Source organism: Rhodoglobus sp. GW821-FHT12B09 (assembly GCF_058809925.1).
The window spans coordinates 381973-401380 of the sequence record NZ_JBXATB010000002.1 but is presented as its reverse complement, the minus strand read 5'-3'; the positions used below and the strand labels follow the sequence as shown (position 1 = coordinate 401380).

22 protein-coding genes are annotated in these 19408 nt (G+C 70.2%); 15 read left to right on the top strand and 7 right to left on the bottom strand.

Going from position 1 to position 19408, the window contains the following annotated elements; translation table 11 throughout:
* Positions 1–388 precede the first annotated feature (388 nt).
* Genes AC1RTC_RS06480 through AC1RTC_RS06450 form a run of 7 tightly spaced genes read left to right on the top strand, consistent with a single transcriptional unit; the run spans position 389 to position 7689 of the window.
* Positions 389–1504, top strand: a complete 1116-nt coding sequence (locus AC1RTC_RS06480) for an ROK family transcriptional regulator (RefSeq protein WP_493154658.1) — start codon at positions 389–391, stop codon at positions 1502–1504.
* Positions 1505–1539: 35 nt separating this feature from the next.
* Positions 1540–2886 carry an extracellular solute-binding protein gene (locus tag AC1RTC_RS06475; RefSeq protein ID WP_493154657.1) on the top strand — a complete coding sequence of 449 codons (1347 nt, stop codon included), beginning with the start codon at positions 1540–1542 and terminating at the stop codon, positions 2884–2886.
* Positions 2883–3872 (top strand): carbohydrate ABC transporter permease, encoded by a 990-nt coding sequence (locus AC1RTC_RS06470; protein ID WP_493154656.1) that lies wholly within the window; start codon positions 2883–2885, stop codon positions 3870–3872. Before AC1RTC_RS06475 ends, AC1RTC_RS06470 begins: the two co-directional genes overlap by 4 nt.
* Positions 3869–4729, top strand: a complete 861-nt coding sequence (locus tag AC1RTC_RS06465; RefSeq protein ID WP_493154655.1) for a carbohydrate ABC transporter permease — start codon at positions 3869–3871, stop codon at positions 4727–4729. Before AC1RTC_RS06470 ends, AC1RTC_RS06465 begins: the two co-directional genes overlap by 4 nt.
* 2 nt (positions 4730–4731) lie before the next feature.
* Positions 4732–5991: a 6-phospho-beta-glucosidase gene (locus AC1RTC_RS06460; RefSeq protein WP_493154654.1), complete on the top strand. Its 1260-nt coding sequence runs from the start codon at positions 4732–4734 to the stop codon at positions 5989–5991.
* On the top strand, positions 5988–6938 hold the full coding sequence (locus tag AC1RTC_RS06455; protein ID WP_493154653.1) for an N-acetylglucosamine kinase: 951 nt from the start codon (positions 5988–5990) through the stop codon (positions 6936–6938). Before AC1RTC_RS06460 ends, AC1RTC_RS06455 begins: the two co-directional genes overlap by 4 nt.
* On the top strand, positions 6916–7689 hold the full coding sequence (locus tag AC1RTC_RS06450) for a chitosanase (protein WP_493154652.1): 774 nt from the start codon (positions 6916–6918) through the stop codon (positions 7687–7689). Before AC1RTC_RS06455 ends, AC1RTC_RS06450 begins: the two co-directional genes overlap by 23 nt.
* On the opposite strand, the gene AC1RTC_RS06445 is transcribed toward AC1RTC_RS06450, so the two are convergent.
* The gene (locus tag AC1RTC_RS06445; protein ID WP_493154651.1) at positions 7686–8786 is read right to left on the bottom strand and encodes an acyltransferase family protein; all 1101 of its coding nucleotides are present in this window, start codon (positions 8784–8786) and stop codon (positions 7686–7688) included. The two genes, AC1RTC_RS06450 and AC1RTC_RS06445, sit on opposite strands and share 4 nt — an antisense overlap.
* Before the next feature lie 32 nt (positions 8787–8818).
* On the opposite strand from AC1RTC_RS06445, the gene AC1RTC_RS06440 reads away from it, so the two are divergent.
* Positions 8819–9598: an SDR family oxidoreductase gene (locus tag AC1RTC_RS06440; RefSeq protein ID WP_493154650.1), complete on the top strand. Its 780-nt coding sequence runs from the start codon at positions 8819–8821 to the stop codon at positions 9596–9598.
* Between the two features lie 105 nt (positions 9599–9703).
* Here the strand turns inward: AC1RTC_RS06440 and AC1RTC_RS06435 are convergent, their stop codons facing one another.
* Positions 9704–11155 (bottom strand): MFS transporter, encoded by a 1452-nt coding sequence (locus AC1RTC_RS06435; protein ID WP_493154649.1) that lies wholly within the window; start codon positions 11153–11155, stop codon positions 9704–9706.
* Between the two features lie 32 nt (positions 11156–11187).
* Between AC1RTC_RS06435 and AC1RTC_RS06430 the strand changes: the two genes are divergently transcribed.
* Genes AC1RTC_RS06430 through AC1RTC_RS06405 form a run of 6 tightly spaced genes read left to right on the top strand, consistent with a single transcriptional unit; the run spans position 11188 to position 15435 of the window.
* On the top strand, positions 11188–11682 hold the full coding sequence (locus AC1RTC_RS06430) for a phosphoribosyltransferase (protein WP_493154648.1): 495 nt from the start codon (positions 11188–11190) through the stop codon (positions 11680–11682).
* Entirely contained in the window at positions 11679–12401 is a 723-nt protein-coding gene (locus AC1RTC_RS06425; protein ID WP_493154647.1) for a Type 1 glutamine amidotransferase-like domain-containing protein, read from the top strand. Before AC1RTC_RS06430 ends, AC1RTC_RS06425 begins: the two co-directional genes overlap by 4 nt.
* Positions 12401–13078: a uracil-DNA glycosylase gene (locus tag AC1RTC_RS06420; protein ID WP_493154646.1), complete on the top strand. Its 678-nt coding sequence runs from the start codon at positions 12401–12403 to the stop codon at positions 13076–13078. Before AC1RTC_RS06425 ends, AC1RTC_RS06420 begins: the two co-directional genes overlap by 1 nt.
* An 18-nt stretch (positions 13079–13096) precedes the next feature.
* A complete protein-coding gene (locus AC1RTC_RS06415) occupies positions 13097–13996 on the top strand; it encodes an ABC transporter ATP-binding protein (protein ID WP_493154645.1) in 900 nt (299 codons plus the stop codon).
* The gene (locus tag AC1RTC_RS06410; RefSeq protein ID WP_493154644.1) at positions 13993–14811 is read left to right on the top strand and encodes an ABC transporter permease; all 819 of its coding nucleotides are present in this window, start codon (positions 13993–13995) and stop codon (positions 14809–14811) included. The genes AC1RTC_RS06415 and AC1RTC_RS06410 overlap by 4 nt, the downstream gene beginning before the upstream one ends.
* Before the next feature lie 30 nt (positions 14812–14841).
* Positions 14842–15435 carry a GNAT family N-acetyltransferase gene (locus AC1RTC_RS06405; RefSeq protein ID WP_493154643.1) on the top strand — a complete coding sequence of 198 codons (594 nt, stop codon included), beginning with the start codon at positions 14842–14844 and terminating at the stop codon, positions 15433–15435.
* On the opposite strand, the gene AC1RTC_RS06400 is transcribed toward AC1RTC_RS06405, so the two are convergent.
* The gene (locus AC1RTC_RS06400; protein WP_493154642.1) at positions 15432–15764 is read right to left on the bottom strand and encodes a DMT family transporter; all 333 of its coding nucleotides are present in this window, start codon (positions 15762–15764) and stop codon (positions 15432–15434) included. The two genes, AC1RTC_RS06405 and AC1RTC_RS06400, sit on opposite strands and share 4 nt — an antisense overlap.
* A gap of 5 nt (positions 15765–15769) precedes the next feature.
* Entirely contained in the window at positions 15770–16474 is a 705-nt protein-coding gene (locus tag AC1RTC_RS06395) for a slipin family protein (RefSeq protein ID WP_493154641.1), read from the bottom strand.
* 272 nt (positions 16475–16746) lie between these two features.
* Here AC1RTC_RS06395 and AC1RTC_RS06390 point away from each other — a divergent pair, with 272 nt between their 5' ends.
* Complete coding sequence (locus tag AC1RTC_RS06390; RefSeq protein ID WP_493154640.1) at positions 16747–17157, top strand: VOC family protein; 411 nt, start codon at positions 16747–16749, stop codon at positions 17155–17157.
* A gap of 147 nt (positions 17158–17304) precedes the next feature.
* Here AC1RTC_RS06390 and AC1RTC_RS06385 read toward each other — a convergent pair whose 3' ends face one another.
* The 3 genes from AC1RTC_RS06385 to AC1RTC_RS06375 are packed head-to-tail and all read right to left on the bottom strand — an operon-like array spanning position 17305 to position 19324.
* A complete protein-coding gene (locus tag AC1RTC_RS06385; RefSeq protein ID WP_493154639.1) occupies positions 17305–18069 on the bottom strand; it encodes an ABC transporter permease in 765 nt (254 codons plus the stop codon).
* On the bottom strand, positions 18066–18971 hold the full coding sequence (locus AC1RTC_RS06380; protein ID WP_493154638.1) for an ABC transporter ATP-binding protein: 906 nt from the start codon (positions 18969–18971) through the stop codon (positions 18066–18068). Before AC1RTC_RS06380 ends, AC1RTC_RS06385 begins: the two co-directional genes overlap by 4 nt.
* Positions 18968–19324 (bottom strand): GntR family transcriptional regulator, encoded by a 357-nt coding sequence (locus tag AC1RTC_RS06375; RefSeq protein ID WP_493154637.1) that lies wholly within the window; start codon positions 19322–19324, stop codon positions 18968–18970. Before AC1RTC_RS06375 ends, AC1RTC_RS06380 begins: the two co-directional genes overlap by 4 nt.
* Positions 19325–19408: the final 84 nt, after the last annotated feature.

Here is a 19408-nt window from a genome sequence, read left to right as displayed (position 1 = left end):
GGCGGCGCGGGGGTTTCGGCGCGGCGCTGGTGCCGCGGTGGCGGCATGGTGTCGAAACCTCCGCGCGGGCATCCGGCCGCGTTGGCGCGGGGGTTTCCGGCGCGGGGACGGGTGCCGCGGGGGACGGGCGGCGCGGGGTGCCGCCGGGCGGCGCGGGGGTTTCGGCGCGGCGCTGGTGCCGCGGTGGCGGCATGGTGTCGAAACCTCCGCGCGGGCATCCGGCGCGTTCGTACCCACGGATTGCCGCGCGACAGTATCTATAAAGAAACTTTACTGATACATTCCTCGACAAGCGTTTCGCCGCTGGACGAGCGGACGCACGGTTGGGCCAGACGCAGCGCTGCGCGAGTGGGCAGAGCGGCACGCAGACGCACGAGGGAGCGAGTCGATGTCGGAGACAGTTCGAGGCACCCCCGCGTGGCTCCGCGCCACCAACGACCGCACGGCCCTCGGCCTGCTGCTGCAGCACGGGCCGCTCACGCGCAACCGCCTCGGCGAGCTGTCGGGCCTCTCCAAGCCCACCGCCGCGCAGATGGTCGCGCGCCTCGAGGGTGCCGGGCTGATCCGGGTCGACGGCGAGATCTCGAACGGCCGCGGCCCCAACGCGGTGAGCTACGCGGTCCGCGCCGACCGCGTGCTGGGCGTGGCCATCGACGTGAGCTCCTCGCGCATCACAGCGACGGTGGTGGATGCCACGGGCGCAGAGCACCCCGTAGCCGAACTGCCCCTCGCCCCCGACTCGCAGCGAACAGCAGTGTCCGACGTGCGCGGAGCGATCGCGGCGGCCTGCGACGCCGCCGGGATCCGCCACGACGCGGTGCGGCTCGTGTGCATCGGAGTGCAGGCGGCGGTGGCGCAGCGCGCCGACGAGCTGTCGTTCACGGACACGCTGCCGGGATGGCCCACCACGGGCATCCGGGCGCACCTGGAGCGCGAGCTGGGCGTCTCGGTCACGCTCGACAACGACGCGAACCTGGCCGCCGTCGCCGAGCGGGCAGCCGGGTCCGCGGACGAGGTCGACGGCTTCGCCCTGCTCTGGATGGGCGAGGGCCTCGGTCTCGCGATCGACGTTTCCGGCCGCATCTACCGCGGCGCGGCGGGAGGGTCCGGCGAGATCGGCTACCTGCCCGTGCCGGCGGAGGGGCTGCAGCTCGACCCCGACGCACCGACCCTCACCGAGTTCTTCGGCGCCGCGGCCTGGGCGCGGCTGCAGGGCACGCCGGACCCCGTCGCCGCCCTCGCCGAGCGCGTGGCCCTCGGCCTCGTGCCCGTGCTGGCCGTTCTCGACCCCGAGCGCATCGTGCTCGGCGGCCCGACCGGTCGCGAGGGGGGGGAGCGGCTCGCCGCCCTCGTCGCGCAGGAGCTGGCGGCATCCACCCAGTGGCGTCCCGACGTGGTCGCGACCGCAGTCGCCGACCACCCCGTTCTCCGCGGTGCGCGCGAGGTGCTCATCGCCGACGTGCACAGCCGCCTGTTCGACGACGTATCCCGCATCACCGCATAGCCCCCATCCGCAACCGACAGTGAGGTAACAACGAAGTGACATCTCCCACCACCTGGCGCCGCGCCCTCGCGGGCGCCGCCGCCATCACCGCCGCCGCGCTCATACTCGCGGGCTGCACCGGCACCGGCGGCGACCAGACCATCGCCGACAAGGCGCCGACCGAGCTCGAGGGCACGGTGTCGTTCTGGCACTTCTTCGCCGATCGCGAGGCGGACGTCATCCAGTCGGTCATCGACGACTTCGAGGCGGCGAACCCCAAGGTCACCGTCGACGTGCACTCCGGGCAGGACGACGAGAAGCTGCAGAAGGCGATCTCGGCCGGCACCTCCGTCGACCTCGGGATGTCGTACTCGACAGACATCGTGGGCAGCTTCTGCAACAGCGGCGCCTTCCGCGACCTCGGCCCCTACATCGCGCGCGACAAGGTCGACCTCGGCCAGTTCACCGACACGGTCAAGAGCTACACGGAGTTCGACGGTGTGCGCTGCTCGATGCCGGTGCTCGCCGACGTGTACGCGCTGTACTACAACGAGGACCTGCTGAGCGCGGCGGGCTTCACGGCACCGCCCAAGACTCTGAGCGAGCTGGAGGAGATGGGCCTCGCCCTCACCACCTACAACGCCGACGGTTCGATCAAGACTCTCGGGTTCAACCCGCTCATGGGCTACTACGAGAACTCGGCCGCGCACCTCGGCCCGCTCGCCGCCGCCCAGTGGCTCAACGACGACGGCACCTCCGCCGTCGGGTCCTCCGACGGCTGGAACGAGCTCATGGAGTGGCAGAAGGCCTACGTCGACAAGATCGGCTTCGACAAGCTGCAGGCGTTCACCGCGGGGCTCGGCCAGGAGTTCTCGGCCGACAACGCCTTCCAGACCGGCCAGGTGGCGATGAACCTCGACGGCGAGTACCGCACGGCGTTCATCGACGACCAGGCGCCCGACCTCAAGTACGGCACCGCGCCGTTCCCCGTGGTCGACTCGCAGCCCGACCTGTACGGCGCCGGGTACATCACCGGCAACATCGCCGGCATCTCCAAGGGCTCGAAGAACCCGGAGCTCGCCTGGGCGCTGCTCAAGTACCTCACGACCGACACCGGCGCGGTGGTGAAGCTCGCCAACGGCCTGAAGAACGTGCCGAGCACGCACGACGCCCTCACGAGCCCCGACCTCGAGGTGACCCCGCAGTTCCAGGTGTTCCTCGACATCGCGGCGAACGCCAAGACCGCCACCACGCCGCCGAGCCCGAGCGGCGCGGGCTACCAGCAGTCGTTCGGCGACTACTGGGACAAGTACCAGCAGGGCCAGGGCGGCGACCTCGCCGACGGGCTGAAGGGCGTGGACAAGGAGATCAACGACGCGCTCGAGCTGGTCAGCGGCCCGTGACCTCCGCCACCGCTGGGCTCGGGCGGGCTGCTGCGGCAGTCCGCCCGGGCCGGCGGCGGGCATCCCGCCGCAAGAACCTGGTCATCCTCGGGATGCTCGCGCCCGCCCTGCTCGGACTCGCGATCTTCTTCGTGTACCCGCTGATCGCGTCGGTGTTCTACAGCTTCACGCGCTTCGACCTGGTGTCGGACCCCGAGTTCATCGGGTTCCGCAACTACGAGTACCTGTTCACGAAAGACCCCAAGGTCGCGACCGCGGCCCTGAACACGCTGTGGTTCGTGGTGGTCATGGTGCCGGTGAAGCTGCTGTTCGCGTTCTTCGTGGCGAACCTGCTGGTGCGCTCGCGGCGGGCCAACGGGGTGTGGCGCACGCTGTTCTACCTGCCGGCGCTCGTGCCGCCGGTCGCCTCCGTCGTCGCGTTCGTGTTCCTGTTCAACCCGGGCACCGGTCCCGTCAACACGATCCTGAAGGCGCTCGGCCTCCACGGGCCGCTGTGGTTCAACGACCCGGCGCTGTCGAAGCCGACGCTCCTGCTGCTGAGTATCTGGGTGATGGGCGACGTCATGATCATCCTGCTCGCGGGCCTCCTCGACGTGCCGCGCGAGCTCTACGAGGCGGCGGGGCTGGACGGCGCCAACGCGGCGCAGAAGATGCGCTACGTGACCCTGCCCACGATCGTGCCGGTGCTCGTGTTCTCGCTCGTCACCGGCATCATCGCCGCCCTGCAGTTCTTCACGGAGGCGGCAGTCGCCTCGACGGTGGCGTCGGGGAAGGCCGTCGTGGGGGAGGGCACCGGCTCGCAGCTCGGCTACCCGAACAACTCGCTGCTCACCTACACCCAGTGGCTCTACGTGCGCGGGTTCGGCAACTACCAGCTCGGCTACGCCTCGGCGCTCGCGGTCATCCTGTTCATCGTCGCCACGGTGTTCCTGGTGCTCCTGCTGCGCAGGGTGAAGGCCTTCACGCCCGAGGAGGCGACTGCATGACCGCGATAGCCCTCACCCGCAGACGGCCGCCATCGCCCAGCCGCGTCCTGGTCTGGATCGGCGAGCACGTCGTGCTCGTCACCGTGGCGGTGCTGTTCATCGCCCCCATCGTGTTCGTGGTGCTCACGAGCTTCATGACGAGCGACCAGACCCTCACCGCGACCCTGTGGCCGAACCCCTGGACGTTCGAGAACTACCTCAAGGCGTTCAGCGAGGTGCCGCTGCTGCAGTGGTTCGGCAACTCCGCGATCTACGCGGTGCTCGCCACGGCGTTCATGCTCGTGTCGTCGGTGCCCGCGGCCTACGTGCTCGCTCGCATCAAGTTCCGCTTCGCGAACGTGATCTTCATCGCGATCATCGTCGCGATGCTGCTGCCCCCGCAGGTGACCGCGGTGCCGATCTACGTGATGTGGGCCAAGCTCGGGCTCACCGGGTCGCTCGCCCCGCTCATCCTGCCGAACCTGCTGGGCGACGCGTTCTCCATCTTCCTGCTGCGCCAGTTCTTCCTCACCATCCCGAAGGAGTACGCGGACGCGGCGCGCATCGACGGCAACGGCGAGCTCGGCGTGCTGTGGCGGGTCATCATCCCGATGGCCAAGTCCGGCATCGCGGCGACGGCGATCTTCCTGTTCTTCCACTCGTGGAACGACTACTACGGCCCGCTGCTCTACACGTCCGAGAACCCGGCCTGGTGGCCCGTCGCCTACGGCCTCGCCACCTTCCGGGGCTCGCACAGCACGGACTGGGGCCTCACCACGGCCATCACCATGCTCGTGATGATCCCCGTCGTGGTCATCTTCTTCTTCGCCCAACGCACCTTCGTCGAGGGCATCGCACTGACCGGAGTCAAAGGCTAGACATGAAACTCACCATCGTCGGGGGCGGTTCCACCTACACCCCCGAGCTCATCGACGGCTTCTCGCGGCTGCGGGCGCTCCTGCCCATCGAGGAGGTGTGGCTCGTCGACACCGATCCCGGCCGCCTCGAGCTGGTCGGCGGGATGTCGCAGCGCATGTTCGCGGCGGCCGGGCACCCCGGCCGCGTCATCCCGACCACCGACCTCGTTGCGGGAGTCTCGGACGCCGACGTCGTCCTGCTCCAGCTGCGCGTGGGCGGGCAGGCGGCCCGGCACGGGGACGAGACCTGGCCGCACGAGGTCGGCTGCATCGGCCAGGAGACCACGGGGCCGGGCGGGTTCGCAAAGGCGCTGCGCACAGTGCCGGTGGTGCTGGGCATCGCCGAGACGGTTCGCAAGCACGCGAAGCCGGACGCGTGGATCGTGGACTTCACGAACCCGGTCGGCATCGTGACGCGCGCCCTGCTGCAGGCTGGCCATCGCGCCGTCGGGCTGTGCAACGTCGCGATCGGCTTCCAGCGCCGCTTCGCCGCGATGCTCGACGTGGACGCCTCGCGCGTGCAGCTCGACCACGTGGGCCTCAACCACCTCACGTGGGAGCGCTCCGTCTTCGTGGACGGCGAGGACGTGCTGCCCGGGATGATCGGCGACCGCATCGAGGGGCTCGCGGAGGAGGTCGACCTGCCGGCGTCGCTCATCGAGAAGCTGCGGGTCGTGCCGAGCTACTACCTGCGCTACTTCTACGCGCACGACGAGGTGCTCGCCGAGCAGCTGCGCGAGCCGTCGCGGGCGGAGGCGGTGCTCGCCGTCGAGAGGGAGCTGCTCGAGCTCTACGCCGACCCGTCCGAGAACCAGAAGCCGGCCGCGCTCGAGCGGCGCGGCGGCGCGTTCTACTCGGACGCGGCTGTCGAGCTCATCGCCTCCCTCACGGCGGACCGCGGCGACGTGCAGGTCGTGAACCTGGTCAACAACGGCTCGATGCCGTTCCTGCCGGACGACCACGTCATCGAGGTGCCGGCGCGGGTCGGGGCATCCGGGCTCGAGGCGCTGCCGATCGCGCCGCTCGCGGACGACTACGCGGGCCTCATCGCGCACGTCGCCGCGTACGAGCGGCTCGCGCTGGACGCCGCCGTCGACGGCAGTCGCGACAGGGTCAGCCGGGCCCTGCTCGCGCACCCGCTCGTCGGGCAGTACGACCGCGCCGAGAAGCTCACCGACCTGCTCATCGCGCACAACCGCGAGCACCTGGCCTGGGCGAAGTGACGTTCGTCATCGCCGTCGACGGCGGGGGATCCAAGACGGATGCCGTCGCCCTCGCCCTCGACGGGACCGTGCTCGGCCGCGCCTCCTCCGGCACCTCGAGCCCGCACTTCATCGGTGTCGGGCCCTCGGTCGCGGTCGTGGACTCGCTCGTGCGGCAGCTCGCCCGTGACGAGCCGCCGGCCCACGTCGGCATCTACCTCTCCGGCCTCGACCTCGAGCGCGAGGTCGAGGAGTACCGCGCCGCCCTCGCCGGGTTCGACTGGGCCGGGTCGATCACCGTCGAGAACGACCTGTTCGCGCTCCTGCGCGCGGGCACCTCGGCACCCGATGCCGCGGCCGTCATCTGCGGTACCGGGCTCAACGCCCTCGCGATCCGCGCCGACGGCGAGGTCGCGCGCTTCCTCGCGCTCGGCCCGATCTCCGGCGACTGGGGCGGCGGCGGCGGCATCGGCGAGCTCGCCCTGTGGTTCGCCGCGCGCGAGTCCGACGGCCGGGGGGAGCCCACGAGCCTCACGGCGGCGATCCCGCGCGAGTTCGGGCTGAGCACCGTGGGCGAGCTCACCGAGGCTCTGCACAGCGGCAGCATCGGAATGCCGGAGCTCGCCCGCCTGAGTCCCGTGGTGCTCGAGCACTCGCGGGCCGGCGACGCGATAGCCCAGCACATCGTCGACCGGCAGTCGGAGGAGATCGCCGTCATGGCTGCCGCCGCGCTCAGGCGGCTCGGACTCGAGGGCGCGGCCCTCCCGGTCGTGCTCGGCGGGGGAGTCGTCCAGTCGGGGGATGCCCGGCTCCTGGCCGGCGTGGACGCCGCCCTCGCCCGGCTCGTGCCGCTGGCGCGGGCCCTCGTGGTCTCCGCTCCGCCCATCCTCGGTGCGGGGCTGCTGGCACTGGAGTCCGCCGGCGCCGACCCTGAGGCGGTGGAGCGTGCGCGCGCGGCACTGGGCTAGCGCCGCCCTGGCGGTGCTGCTGCTCGCCGGGTGCGCGCCGGCCGCGGCATCCCGAGGCCTCGACGACCCGGCGCTCAAGGACGTGGCCATGCAGCTCGTGTCGAGCGCGGAGAACTCGTCGCTCGACTGGAGGGCGCAGTACTCCTACATCGAGGACATCGCCGACGGCCGCGGGTACACCGCCGGCATCATCGGCTTCTGCTCCGGCACCGGGGACATGCTCGAGCTCGTGAAGGCCTACACGGAGACCGAGCCCGACAACGTGCTCGCGCCGTACCTCCCCGCGCTCGAGGCCGTGGACGGCACCGACTCCCACGAGGGCCTCGACCCCGGGTTCCCGGATGCCTGGGCCGAGGCCGCGCTCGACCCGCAGTTCCAGGCCGCGCAGGACCACGAGCGCGACGCCGTCTACTTCGACCCGGCAGTCGCCCAGGCGAAGGCGGACGGGCTGCAGGCGCTGGGCCAGTTCGCCTACTACGACGCCGCGGTGATGCACGGGTTCGACGGGTTCCTGGGCATCCGCGCGACCGCGCTCGAGACGGCGAAGCCGCCGGCCGAGGGCGGTGACGAGACCGCCTACCTGGACGCGTTCCTCGACGCTCGCGTGGCGGAGATGCAGACCGAGGAGGCGCACTCGGACACCAGCCGCGTCGACACCGCGCAGCGCCGGTTCCTGCGCGAGGGCAATCTCACACTCGCGCTCCCGCTGGAGTGGGCGGTGTACGGCGACCCCTACGTCATCAAGGGCTAGGTGCGGCGGGAGCCCGTCGGGTCGCGGCGCGACGGGCCCGGCCTCTCATCCGGCAGCTCGATGAACAGCCACTTCGGCTTCGGCTCGACGAGCGGACGGAAGACCTTCCGGATGAGCGGGCTCGCGAGCGCGATCGAAATAGCGATGCACGCCAGGACCATGCTCAGCAGCCAGGCCGCCGAGGCGTGCTCGTCCTTCAGCACGCCCGTCTCGCGGATCGGGTAGAGCACGAAGCTGTGCAGCAGGTAGATGTACATGGTCGCCTGGCCGAAGTCGGTCATCCAGGTCGTCCGCCGCGGCACCAGGACGAAGAACGCCGCGCTCAGCAGCACTGCGAGCAGGATGAACCCGAGCCGCACGGCGCCGTCCCACCACGCGCCGTCCGCGATGCCGGCGTAGGAGTCGTCGTAGAAGAACCAGTGCTGCACCTGGATCTCGCGGAACGGCCGGATCAGCAGCACCACCGTGACCAGCCACGCGCCGAGCACCACGATCGCGGCACCGCGCACCCACCAGGTCACCCGCTCGGCGACCCGCCAGCGCTCGACGAGCCCCCACTGCCGCACCTTCCAGCCGAGCACGAAGAACGGCATGATGCCGATCGCTCGCGAGAGCGAGAAGGTGCTGTCGACGTTGCTGAAGTAGCCGACGCCGACCGAGAGCACCACGGCCCAGAACAGCGGCCAGCGCACGAGCGTGAGGTACGGCAGGATCAGCCGGAAGATGCCGAGGGCGAGGAGGAACCACAGCGTCCAGCTCGGTGTTGTGGGGTTGAACTCCTGCTTGCCCTCCACCAGGAACTGCACGAGGGTCCAGATCGTCTCCATGATGAAGTACGGCAGCAGGATGTCGGTCAGCACCTTCTTCATCTGGCGCGACCCGGGCGGGGTGGCCTTCGAGAAGTAGCCGCTGATCATCGCGAACGCGGGCATGTGGAACGCGTAGATGAACAGGTAGACGATGAGCGCGTTGTCGGAGTCGGACGTGAGGCGCTGGATGCCGTGCCCGATGACCACGAGGGTGACGGCCACGAACCGCGCGTTGTCCCAGAACGGGACGCGCGGCTTGGCCGTCGTCACCGGCTGGGTCGTCGTCATCTGCTCCACCCTAGCGGGGCTACTTTTAACCCATGACGGCTCGACGCGCGGTAGTGACAGGTGCTAGTTCAGGCATAGGCGAGGCCACGGTGCGCCTGCTGCGCGAGCACGGGTGGGACGTCGTCGGCGTCGCCCGGCGGGCCGACCGGCTCGAGGCGCTCGCCGCCTCCACCGGGTGCGACGTGTTCGTCGCCGACGTGACGAAGCAGGGCGACGTGGATGCCCTCGCCGCCCATCTCGCCGAGCTCGGGCCCGTGCACGCCTTGGTGAACAACGCGGGCGGCGCTCGCGGCATGGGGTCCGTCGAGGAGAGCAGCCCCGACGACTGGCAGTGGATGTTCGACGTGAACGTCCTCGGGACCAAGCGCGTGACCTCGGCGCTCCTGCCGCTGCTGCGGGCGAGCTGGACGCCCGGCACGAGCGCCGACATCCTCACCGTCACGTCCGTCGCCGGCTACGTCACTTATGAGGGCGGCGGCGGGTACAACGCCGCGAAGTTCGCCGAGCGCGCCCTCGTCGGAGTGCTTCGGCTCGAGCTGGCGGGGGAGCCGATCCGCGTCATCGACGTCGCGCCCGGCATGGTGCACACGGAGGAGTTCTCGCTCAACAGGTTCGGCGGCGACCAGGCGGCCGCCGACAAGGTCTACGAGAACGTGCAGGAGCCCCTCACCGCCGCGGACATGGCCCTCGCCATCGTCGGCGCGCTGGAGCTGCCCCACAACGTCTCGGTCGAGCAGCTCACCGTGCGCCCGGTGGCGCAGGCGGCGCAGCACAAGGTGATCCGCGGCGCCCTCAGGCCGAAGGCTGGTTGAGTAGGGCGCTCCGACACCGCTCGCTACAGAAATCCCGTCGCGCTACAGAGGTCTCTGCAGCGCGACGCGAAAGTTGTAGCGCGACCCCGAAGCAACGCCCTGCGCCTACTCCACCCGCTCCGTGTCCGGCAGCAGGATCTCCTCGTCGGCCACGTCAGCGAACGCGAGCTTCGGCACGAGGAACAGGAGCACCGCGGCCACCAGCGCACCGACGCCGCAGATGGTGAACACCGTCATGTAGCCGAACAGCGTCGAGGCAGTGCCGATCGCCCCGGCCGCGAGCACGATCGCGAAGATCGCCGAGGCGAACGAGCCGCCGATCGTCTTCGTGGTGTTGGTGAGCGCGGTCGCGATGCCGGTCTGGCCGCGCGGCGCGGCAGCGGCAGCGGCCGACGGGAGCGCGCCGACGAGCGCGCCCGACCCGATGCCGGCGATCGCCATGTTCACGAAAGTGCCGGCGATCGTGGTGTGGTTCACGAGGAAGAGCAGGTATCCGCCGGCGACGAAGAACGTCGCGACGATGAGGGCGACGCGGGGGCTCGACCACTTCGACAGGCGCGGGAACAGCAGGGCGCCGATGATCATCGACACGAGGTAGGCGCCGATGATGTACGAGATCGAGTCCGCGTCCATCCCGAGCTTGCTCGAGGCGAACGTGGAGAGCGGGGCCTGGGCGCCGAGCAGGCTGATGCCGACGAGGCCCGCGGTGAGCTGGATCGGCCACATGGTCGGCTCGCGCAGCACGCGGAGGTCGATGGCCGGGTCGGACTGCCTGAGCTCGAAGCGGCTCCACGGCACGAACACGGCGATGCCCACGAGCATGATCGGGATGGCGATCCACCAGAGCCCGGTGTCGGCCTCGATGTTGATCTTGAGGAACGTGAGGCCCGAGGTGATGAGCAGGAGCCCCAGCGACAGGACGGTGAAGCCCCGCCAGTCGAGGGTGCGCCCGGGCAGCGGCTTCGACTCCGGCACGCCGAACAGGATCGCGAAGAACACGAGGGTGACGGCGATGGCGGGGACGATGAGCGTCGGCGCTACCTCTCCGCCGAGGGCCTTGAACACCCGGGCCCCGCCGAGCGCGCCGAGGATGGCGCCCGCCTCGAGGGCGACCACGAGGTATCCCGCAGCCCGGCGCGTCTGGGACGCGCCGCGGCCCGTCACCCGACCGCGGTCGAAGATCAGCGCGACCTCGAGCGGCAGCCACACCACGTAGAAGCCCTGGAGCGCCCACGCGATGAGGAACGTCGTGAAGTCGCCGGTGAACGCCAGCCACCAGGTGGCCCCGGCCGTCAGGACTGTCGAGATGAGCAGGATGCGCTTGTGCCCGTACATGTCGCCGAGCTTCGCCAGCACCGGCACGACGATGGCCGAGAGCAGCAGCTGCGCCGCCTCGAACCAGTTGAAGTCGGCATCCCGGATCCCGAGGTGGTCGACCAGGTCGGGGATGAGCGGAACGTAGAAGCCCTGCAGGATTCCGCTCACGAGTTCAACGAGGAAGAGGTAGCCGACGAGGCCGAACGTTACTGCGCCGGCCTTCCCACGCACGAGTGACATGAACGGATGCTACAGCCCGGTAGCGTGGTCGCATGAGCGTGAATGATGCCGAAACCGTCGCCGAGCGCGAGACACTCACCTACGAGGCGTTCGGCGAGGCGTCGCGCGAGCTCGCGCTCGAGGTGCTCAAGAGCGGGTTCGTGCCCGACATCGTCGTGGCGATCGCCCGCGGCGGGCTCCTGCTCGCCGGCAGCATCGCCTACGCGCTCGGCATCAAGAGCTGCGGGGCGGTGAACGCCGAGTTCTACACCGGCGTCGGGACCCGCCTCCCCGAGCCGATCATGCTCCCTCCGCTGCTCGACGCGCAGTCGATCATCGGCAAGAAGGTGCTGCTCGTCGACGACGTGTCGGACTCCGGGCGCACGCTCGCCATGGTGGTCCAGCTGCTCGAGGCGGGCGGCGCCGACCTGCGCACCGTCGTGCTCTACACGAAGCCCGGCACGGTCTACGAGCCGACCTACACCTGGAAGCGCACCGACAAGTGGATCAACTTCCCGTGGTCGGTGCAGCCGGTGGTGACCCTGTGAGCATCCACCTGATCGGCGGCGGACGCTCGGAGGACTACACCGGCGAGGTGTACGAGATCTTCCTCGAGGAGGCCGCGGCGCGGGCGTCCGTGTCCGGTCGGGAGCTCGCACGGGTGGCGGTGCTGCTCGTCGGCGACGGCGAGGACGCCCCGCTCTACGCCCGGGCGTACCGGGAGCAGCTGCTGCGCACGGGGCCCTGCGAGCCGGTCGTCACGATGGTCGCCGAGGGGGAGTCGTTCGCCTCTGCCGTGCTCACCGACATCGACGGGCTGCTCATCGGCGGCGGACACACACCCTCCTACCTCGAGGCGGTCGTGCCGCTCGTCGACGAGATCCGACTGCTGGTCGCGGACGGCCTGCCCTACGCGGGCTTCTCCGCCGGCTCGATGATCGCCTCCGACCGCGCCATCATCGGCGGCTGGCAGATCGGCGGGGTGCCGGTGTGCCCCGAGGACACCGGCGAGGACCTCGACGAGCTCACCGTCGTCGAGGGGCTCGGCCTCGTGGACCTCGCGATCGACGTGCACGCCGCGCAGTGGGGCACGCTCTCGCGCCTGATCGCCGCGACCGAGGCCGGCCTCGTGGACGGCGGGGTCGCCATCGACGAGTTCACCGTGCTGATCGTGGGGGACGGCGAACTGCGGGTCGAGGGCTCGGGCAGCGTGTGGAAGGTCACCGCGGAGGACAACGGCGTGCTGGTCGGGACGCTCGGGGCCTGATGGCTGCCGCGCTCGCCGAGCTCGTCGACCCCGGGTGGGCGGCCGCGCTCGCGCCGGAGGAGGAGCGCATCCACGCGCTCGGGGACTTCCTGCGCGCCGAGACTGCCGCCGGGCGCAGGTACCTGCCCGCCGGCGACCGGGTGCTCCGGGCGTTCGAGTACCCGCTCTCCGACGTGCGGGTGCTCATCGTCGGCCAGGACCCGTACCCGACCCCCGGGCATCCCGTCGGCCTGTCGTTCTCGGTCGACGCGGCGGTGCGCCCCGTGCCGCGCAGCCTGCAGAACATCTACCGCGAGCTGCACGACGACCTCGGGCTGCCCGTGCCCGCGCACGGCGACCTCACGCGCTGGTCGGAGCACGGCGTCATGCTGCTCAACCGCGTGCTGACGGTGCAGGCGGGGGTGTCCGGCTCGCACCGCGGCAAGGGCTGGGAGGCGGTCACCGAGGCGGCGATCCGGGCCCTCGTGGCGCGCGGCGGGCCGCTCGTCGCGATCCTCTGGGGCCGGGATGCCGCGAGCCTCAGCCCGCTCCTCGGCAGCACGCCGACCATCCGGAGCGCGCACCCGAGCCCGCTCTCGGCGCGCAACGGATTCTTCGGCTCGAAGCCGTTCAGCCGCGCCAACGAGCTGCTCGCCGCCCAGGGCGCCCCGCCGGTGGACTGGTCGCTCGAGCCCTAGTACTGGTACGGTTGTTCTATGCGAACTAGAACAACGATCGAGTTCCGGAATGTCAGCAAGCACTTCGGTGCCGTGCAGGCGGTGTCCGACCTCAGCTTCACTGTCGAGCCGGGGCGCGTGACCGGGTTCCTCGGGCCGAATGGCGCCGGGAAGACGACCTCGCTGCGCATGCTGCTCGGCCTGGTCCGGCCGACGGGCGGCTCGGCGACGTTCGGCGGGACGGCGTACCGCGACCTTCCCCGGCCGCTCGCCACGGTGGGCACGGCCCTCGAGGCGTCGAGCTTCAGCCCCGGCCGCACCGCGCGCAACCACCTCGCCGTGTATGCGGCGGCGGCGGGCATCCCGCGCGGGCGCATCGGCGAGGTGCTCGAGCTCACCGGGATCGCGGAGGCCGCGGACCGGCGGGTCGGCGGCTTCTCGCTCGGGATGCGCCAGCGGCTCGGCCTCGCGTTCGCCCTCCTGGGCGATCCGGAGGTGCTCGTGCTCGACGAGCCGATCAACGGGCTCGACCCCGAGGGCATCCGGTGGATCCGCGGCCTGCTTCAGGAGCTCGCCGCCGAGGGGCGCACCGTGCTCGTGTCGTCGCACCTCCTCAGCGAGGTGCAGCAGACGGTCGAGCGCGTGGTCATCCTCTCCCGCGGCCGCATCGTGCACGAGGGCTCGCTCGACGAGCTCGAGACGGCGCAGACCGTGCTCGTCGACGCGCCGGACCGCGCGGCCCTGCGGTCGGCGCTGCGCGCGGCCAGCCTCGACGTCGTGGACACGGGCGCCGGCCTCACGGTGCGGGGCGCCGCTGCGGATGTCGGCTCTATCGCCCACCGCGCCGGCGTGCCGCTGAGCCTCCTGCAACCGGAGCGCGCGGGCCTGGAAGAGGTCTTCCTCGAGCTCGTGGGCGCTCCCGAGGGGGTGCAGGCATGATCGCGGCACTGCGGTCCGAGGTGCTCAAGCTCACCTCCACGCGGCTGTGGTGGTTGCTCGCGCTCATCATGGTCGGGTACGTGGGATTCACGGCGGCCCTCCTCGCCGGCCTCTTCGGCGCGCTGGGCGACCAACTGTCCGCGCAGTCGAACGCGCCGCAGCTCCCGCCGGACATGATCGCGCCGGTCGTCTACTCCGCTGTGACGGCGGTCGGCTACGTGTTCCCGCTCATCCTGGGCACGCTCGCCGTCACCTCGGAGGTGCGCTACCAGACGCTCACGCCCACGTTCCTCGCGCAGCCGAGGCGCGGCCGCGTGCTCGCGGCCAAGCTCGTGGTCCTCGGGGCTGCGGGCGCGCTGTTCGGCGTCGTGGGCCTCGTCGCATCCTTCGGGCTGGGCGCTCCGATCCTCAGCGCCACCGGCACCGAGACCGGCCTCGGCGACTCCGCGACGTGGGCGCTCGCCGGGCGGATCGTGCTCGCCATGGCGCTGTGGGCGGTCATCGGCGTCGGTGTCGGGTCCCTCATCCAGAACCAGGTGGCGGCCATCATCAGCGTGCTCGCCTTCACCCAGTTCGTCGAGCCGATCCTCCGGCTGGGAACGTCGATCTGGGACTGGACAGCCGCCGTCGGGCGCTTCCTCCCCGGTGCCGCGAGCGACGCGCTCGTCGGGTCGAGCATCTTCACCTCCTTCGCGGGCGGCGGCGGCAGCACCGACCCGCTCGAGTGGTGGCAGGGCGGCCTCGTCCTGGCGGCGGTGGCGCTCGTCGTGTCGGTGATCGGGTACCTCACGGCATGGCGACGGGACATCACCTAGCGCCTATGCTCGGTGCATGGGAGCGGGCAGGTGCTAGAGGAGGAGTACCAGCCTCGGCGGCAACTGCCTCCCCACCTCCGCCCGCCGGAGCCCGAGGAGGCCCCGTTCTCGTTCGAGATACGCGCGGCCGAGCCGGGCGATGTGCCGAGCATCCGGGAGATCTACAACCACTACGTGCTCAACTCGTCGATCACGCTCAATGACACCCCGTGGACGCTCGCGGAGGCGCGAAAGAAGTTCGACAGTGCGCGCCAGCGGGGGTACCCGTTCATCATCGCGGTGAGCCCGGGCGGCAGCGTGCTGGGCTTCGCCTACGTGTACCCGTGGAAGCTCAAGGCGGCGTTCCGGTTCTCGGTCGAGAACCACATCTACCTGGGCCCGGCGTCGACAGGCAAGGGGCTCGGCAAGGCACTACTGGGCGAGCTCATCGACCGCGCCCGTGCTGCGGGAGTGCGCGAGATGATCGCCGTGATCGCGGACAAGAACGCCGACGCCTCGATCCACTTGCACGAGCGGTTCGGCTTCAAGAACGTGGGCCAGATGGGCAAGGTCGGCTTCAAGTACGACCGCTGGCTCGGCACCGTGATGATGGAGCTGAATCTCAAGAAGCGCTCGTTGCGCTAGCTCTCGTGCTTGCCGCCGGCCTCGAGCAGGATGACGCCGCCCGCGACCAGCACCATCCCGAGGATCTGCTGCCAGGTGAGCGTCTCGTGGAAGACCAGCCAGCTGATGATCGCGACCGCGACGACGCCGACGCCCGCCCAGATCGCGTAGGCGATGCCGAGCGGCACGCCCTGCCGCAGTGTCAGCGACAGCATCACGAAGGCGAAGATGTAGCCGACGCCGACGATCGGGTAGGCCCACCACACCGACTTCTCGCCCGAGGTGAACTTGAGGAAGGAGGTGGCGATGACCTCGCCGACGATCGCGAGGGCGAGGAACAGGTAGCCCATCGCTCCTACTTCTCGTCCGCGTCGGAGCCGCGGTGGATGATGATCTGCGCGCCCTCGGAGGCGGCCTGCAGGGTGCGCAGCTGCAGCAGCATGGGGTTCTCCGCCATGAGCTTGGCGGAGTTGGCGAGGCTGCGCAGGGTCGCGGCCTCGGTGCGGGCGCGCTCGAGCTCGCCGAGGCCGCGCTGGCGCTCGAGGGCGGCCTGCGCGATGGCGGCGCGCACCTCCTGCGGCAGCGTGATGTCCTTGAGCGCGATCGAGGTGACGGTGGCGCCGAGGTGCGCGAGAGCGGGGGCGAGTTCCTCGTCGACGCCCTCGAGGAGGGTCGAGCGGCTCGCGGAGAGGTCCGCGAGGTCGGTGCCCGCCACGCGGTCCCGGAGGGCGACCTGCAGCGCGGAGTAGATGGCGTCGAACGGGGTTGCTGACGCGACGATCCAGGCCGCGGCATCCGTGATCTCGAGCGTTGCCACGAGCGAGAGGCGCACCTGCACGCCGTCCTTCGTGAGCACCTCCTGGGTCGGGATGGTGAGGATGCTCGGCCGCACGTCGACCAGGCGCCACTCCGCGCGGCCCTTCCGGCGGTGCCGTCCGGGGCCCTCGGTGCCGGTCAGGGCGCCGTCAGTGAAGACGACGGCGCGCTGCCACTGCGCCACGGTGACGTAGCGCCCGGCGGTGATGGCGCCGTTCGTGAAGGTGCTGGAGAGGAGTGTCATGGGTGCTGCTTCCCGGCTCGAGGTACCCGCTCCGGCGTCACCGCGGTGGCGGGAGGGCTGCTCTGCCGGCCGGAGCCGGCGTCACGCCCTCGCAGGGCCACCGCGCCTCTTCCCGCAAGCGGGGTGCCGGAGCGGGCACTGTACGGATTCGAACCGCTGAGCCTCATAGGTGTCGTGTAGACGAGTGGGGCTCCCGATGTGCGGAACCTTGCGGCGACAGCCGCTGAGCCGCCCGGATACCCCGCGCCCATGCTAGTTCGTAGGCTTGCACCATGACCACCTCAGCCCAGCAACTGCGCCTCGTCCTCGAGACCGAAGACCTCGACGCCGCCCTCGCCTTCTACCGCGACGCCCTCGGCCTCACCGAGCTCGAGTCGTACGACGGCCCGGACGGCGCGCGCGTCATCATCCTGTCGGTCCCCTCGGTGACCCTCGAGCTCGCCAACCCCGCGCAGGTGCGCTACATCGACGAGGTCGAGGTGGGCAGGCCCACCAGCCGGCGCTTCGAGGCGACGGTGCGGGTGGCCTTCGAGGTCGAGGATGCCGCGGCCGCGACCTCCGCGCTCGAAGCCGCCGGGGCGACCGTGCTGGCGCCGCCGACGGTCACGCCGTGGAACTCCCTCAACGCGAGGCTCGAGGCGCCGGGCGGAATGCAGATCACCGCGTTCCAGGAGCTCGGGTAGCGCTCGACAGTGTCCCGCTCCGTTGCGGAGGACGCCGCGCCGCGCCGCGGGTGCTGAACGGCGGTTTCGCGGCGTGCCGTCCTCCGCAACGCGCGGCGGGAACACGAGTGAGGGCCGCCCCCGGAGGGACGGCCCTCACGTGGCGCGCTAGCTCTTCGGTGTGGCTCGACGCAGGACGAAGAAGCCGCCGATCGCCGCGATCGCGCTGATCACGAGGCTCCACGCGAAGGAGCCCACGAGCCCGGCGTTCGCGAAGAAGGCTCCGAACGAGCCCCACGTGCCGGTGAAGGTGAAGAGCGCGGCGCCGCCGATGAGGATGACGCCCAGGCCCACGAAGAACGCCACGAGCCCGTTCGCCTTCCAGCGCACCCAGATCGACGCGGCGGCCATGCCGACCGAGAAGAAGAACAGGAACGCCGCGAAGAAGATGAAGAGCCGCTGGCCCCAGCCGTCTCCGTAGTACACAGTTGTGAACATCCGGCCGCCGAGCCCCCAGCCGTCGGTGGCCTGCTCGATTGCCGCAAGGATCGTGAGACCCACGCTGAACATCGCGGAGAGGCCGACGAAGGTGAGCGCGGTGCCCAGGTAGTAGTCGCGGCGGGTGACGCCGTACCCCAGGGCGAAGGGGAACGTCACCGCGATGGCCTGAACCGCGACCACCATGATGTACACGAAGATGTACATGCTCGCTCCGCTGTAGCCGAGCCCCTCGCGCACATCGGCGATGTCCGCCGTCGGGGTGTTCGCGAGGATGATCGCCCAGATTGCGATGTTCCCGACGAGGATGATCCCCAGGATCATCCACGGCAGGATGATCGTCGTCCACGGGTTCGTCAGGTGCAGTCTGACGACGTTCCCGATGCGGCCGAGCGCGCTCACGGGCTTCCGGACGGTTGACGTGATGGTGGTCATGCTGACACCTCGAATTCCTTCTCGCTCGTGTTGGTCCTGCGGATGATGAGCTGCTGCAGGGAGACCGGTGCCAGCTCGAGGCCGGCGGCCGCGGCATCCGTGCGCTCCGTCGCGGTGAGCCCCGTGACGGTGACCGAGGCGAGGCCGCCGATCGCGTCGCGGTGCAGCACCTCGCGCGAGCCGATGAAGCCGTCGACCGCGCTCTTCGTGCCGACCAGGGTGGTCGCGCTGCCGCGGAGGGCCTCCGCGTCCTCGTCGATGATGATGCGGCCCTCGTCGATGACGAGGACGTGCTCGAGGAGGTTGCTCACCTCGTCGATGAGGTGGGTGGAGAGCACGACCGTGCGCGGGTGCTCCGCGTAGTCGGCCAGCAGCCGGTCGTAGAACGTCTGCCGCGCGACCGCGTCGAGGCCGAGGTACGGCTCGTCGAAGAAGGTCAGGGGAGCGCGCGAGGCGAGCCCGACGATCACCCCGATTGCGGACACCTGGCCGCGGGACATCTTCTTGATGCGGCGGTCGACGGGCAGGCGGAAGTCGGCGATGAGCTGCTCGGCGAAGTCCGCGTCCCAGTTCTCGAAGAACCACGGCGCGCTCTTGAACACGTGCTTGGCACGGAAGTCGTCCGGGTAGCGCTGGCTCTCCTTGATGAAGGAGACGTGCTGCAGCACGGCGGCGTTCTCCACGGGGGTCTGGCCGAACACCCGGATGTCTCCGGAGGTGGCGAAGTCCTGGCCCGTGAGCAGCTGCATGAGCGTCGTCTTGCCCGCGCCGTTGCGGCCCAGAAGGCCGTAGATCTTGTTCTCGGTGACGCTGAAGGTGGCGTCGTCCACGGCCGTCACGCCGCCGAAGCGCTTGGTGAGCCCGCGCACTTCGATAACCCGGCCCTCGGTGACTGAGGTCATTTGCTGTCTGCCTTTCTGATCATGTCTGCGAGCTGCTCCGACGTGATGCCGAGCTTTGCCGCCTCGGTGAGCAGCGGAGCGACGAACTCCGCGCTGAACTTGTCGCGCCGCTTGGTCTTGAGCTGCGCCTGGGCGCCCTGGGCTACGAACATGCCGATCCCTCTCTTCTTGTAGAGCGCCCCCTCGTCGACGAGCATCGTCACGCCTTTGAGCGCGGTCGCCGGGTTGATCCGGTAGAACGCGGCGAACTCGTTGATCGAGGGAACCTGGGTCTCCTCGGCGAGCGTGCCGGCGATGATGTCGTTCTCGATCTGCTCGGCGAGCTGAACGAAGATGGGCCGGGATTCATCCATGGAGACCTCCTTTCCGATGTTTGGTTAGTGGGTTAGTTGGTCACGTAACTAACCAATCAGGCTTGGCCGGGATTGTCAACACCT

What these genes read in the sequence shown, in the direction of transcription:
- AC1RTC_RS06480 (WP_493154658.1), top strand. Translation starts at nt 389, where the DNA reads ATGTCGGAGACAGTTCGAGGCACCCCCGCGTGGCTCCGCGCCACCAAC.
- AC1RTC_RS06465 (WP_493154655.1), top strand. Translation starts at nt 3,869, where the DNA reads ATGACCGCGATAGCCCTCACCCGCAGACGGCCGCCATCGCCCAGCCGC.
- AC1RTC_RS06460 (WP_493154654.1), top strand. Translation starts at nt 4,732, where the DNA reads ATGAAACTCACCATCGTCGGGGGCGGTTCCACCTACACCCCCGAGCTC.
- AC1RTC_RS06445 (WP_493154651.1), bottom strand. Translation starts at nt 8,786, where the DNA reads ATGACGACGACCCAGCCGGTGACGACGGCCAAGCCGCGCGTCCCGTTC.
- AC1RTC_RS06440 (WP_493154650.1), top strand. Translation starts at nt 8,819, where the DNA reads ATGACGGCTCGACGCGCGGTAGTGACAGGTGCTAGTTCAGGCATAGGC.
- AC1RTC_RS06435 (WP_493154649.1), bottom strand. Translation starts at nt 11,155, where the DNA reads ATGTCACTCGTGCGTGGGAAGGCCGGCGCAGTAACGTTCGGCCTCGTC.
- AC1RTC_RS06430 (WP_493154648.1), top strand. Translation starts at nt 11,188, where the DNA reads ATGAGCGTGAATGATGCCGAAACCGTCGCCGAGCGCGAGACACTCACC.
- AC1RTC_RS06420 (WP_493154646.1), top strand. Translation starts at nt 12,401, where the DNA reads ATGGCTGCCGCGCTCGCCGAGCTCGTCGACCCCGGGTGGGCGGCCGCG.
- AC1RTC_RS06415 (WP_493154645.1), top strand. Translation starts at nt 13,097, where the DNA reads ATGCGAACTAGAACAACGATCGAGTTCCGGAATGTCAGCAAGCACTTC.
- AC1RTC_RS06410 (WP_493154644.1), top strand. Translation starts at nt 13,993, where the DNA reads ATGATCGCGGCACTGCGGTCCGAGGTGCTCAAGCTCACCTCCACGCGG.
- AC1RTC_RS06400 (WP_493154642.1), bottom strand. Translation starts at nt 15,764, where the DNA reads ATGGGCTACCTGTTCCTCGCCCTCGCGATCGTCGGCGAGGTCATCGCC.
- AC1RTC_RS06395 (WP_493154641.1), bottom strand. Translation starts at nt 16,474, where the DNA reads ATGACACTCCTCTCCAGCACCTTCACGAACGGCGCCATCACCGCCGGG.
- AC1RTC_RS06390 (WP_493154640.1), top strand. Translation starts at nt 16,747, where the DNA reads ATGACCACCTCAGCCCAGCAACTGCGCCTCGTCCTCGAGACCGAAGAC.
- AC1RTC_RS06385 (WP_493154639.1), bottom strand. Translation starts at nt 18,069, where the DNA reads ATGACCACCATCACGTCAACCGTCCGGAAGCCCGTGAGCGCGCTCGGC.
- AC1RTC_RS06380 (WP_493154638.1), bottom strand. Translation starts at nt 18,971, where the DNA reads ATGACCTCAGTCACCGAGGGCCGGGTTATCGAAGTGCGCGGGCTCACC.
- AC1RTC_RS06375 (WP_493154637.1), bottom strand. Translation starts at nt 19,324, where the DNA reads ATGGATGAATCCCGGCCCATCTTCGTTCAGCTCGCCGAGCAGATCGAG.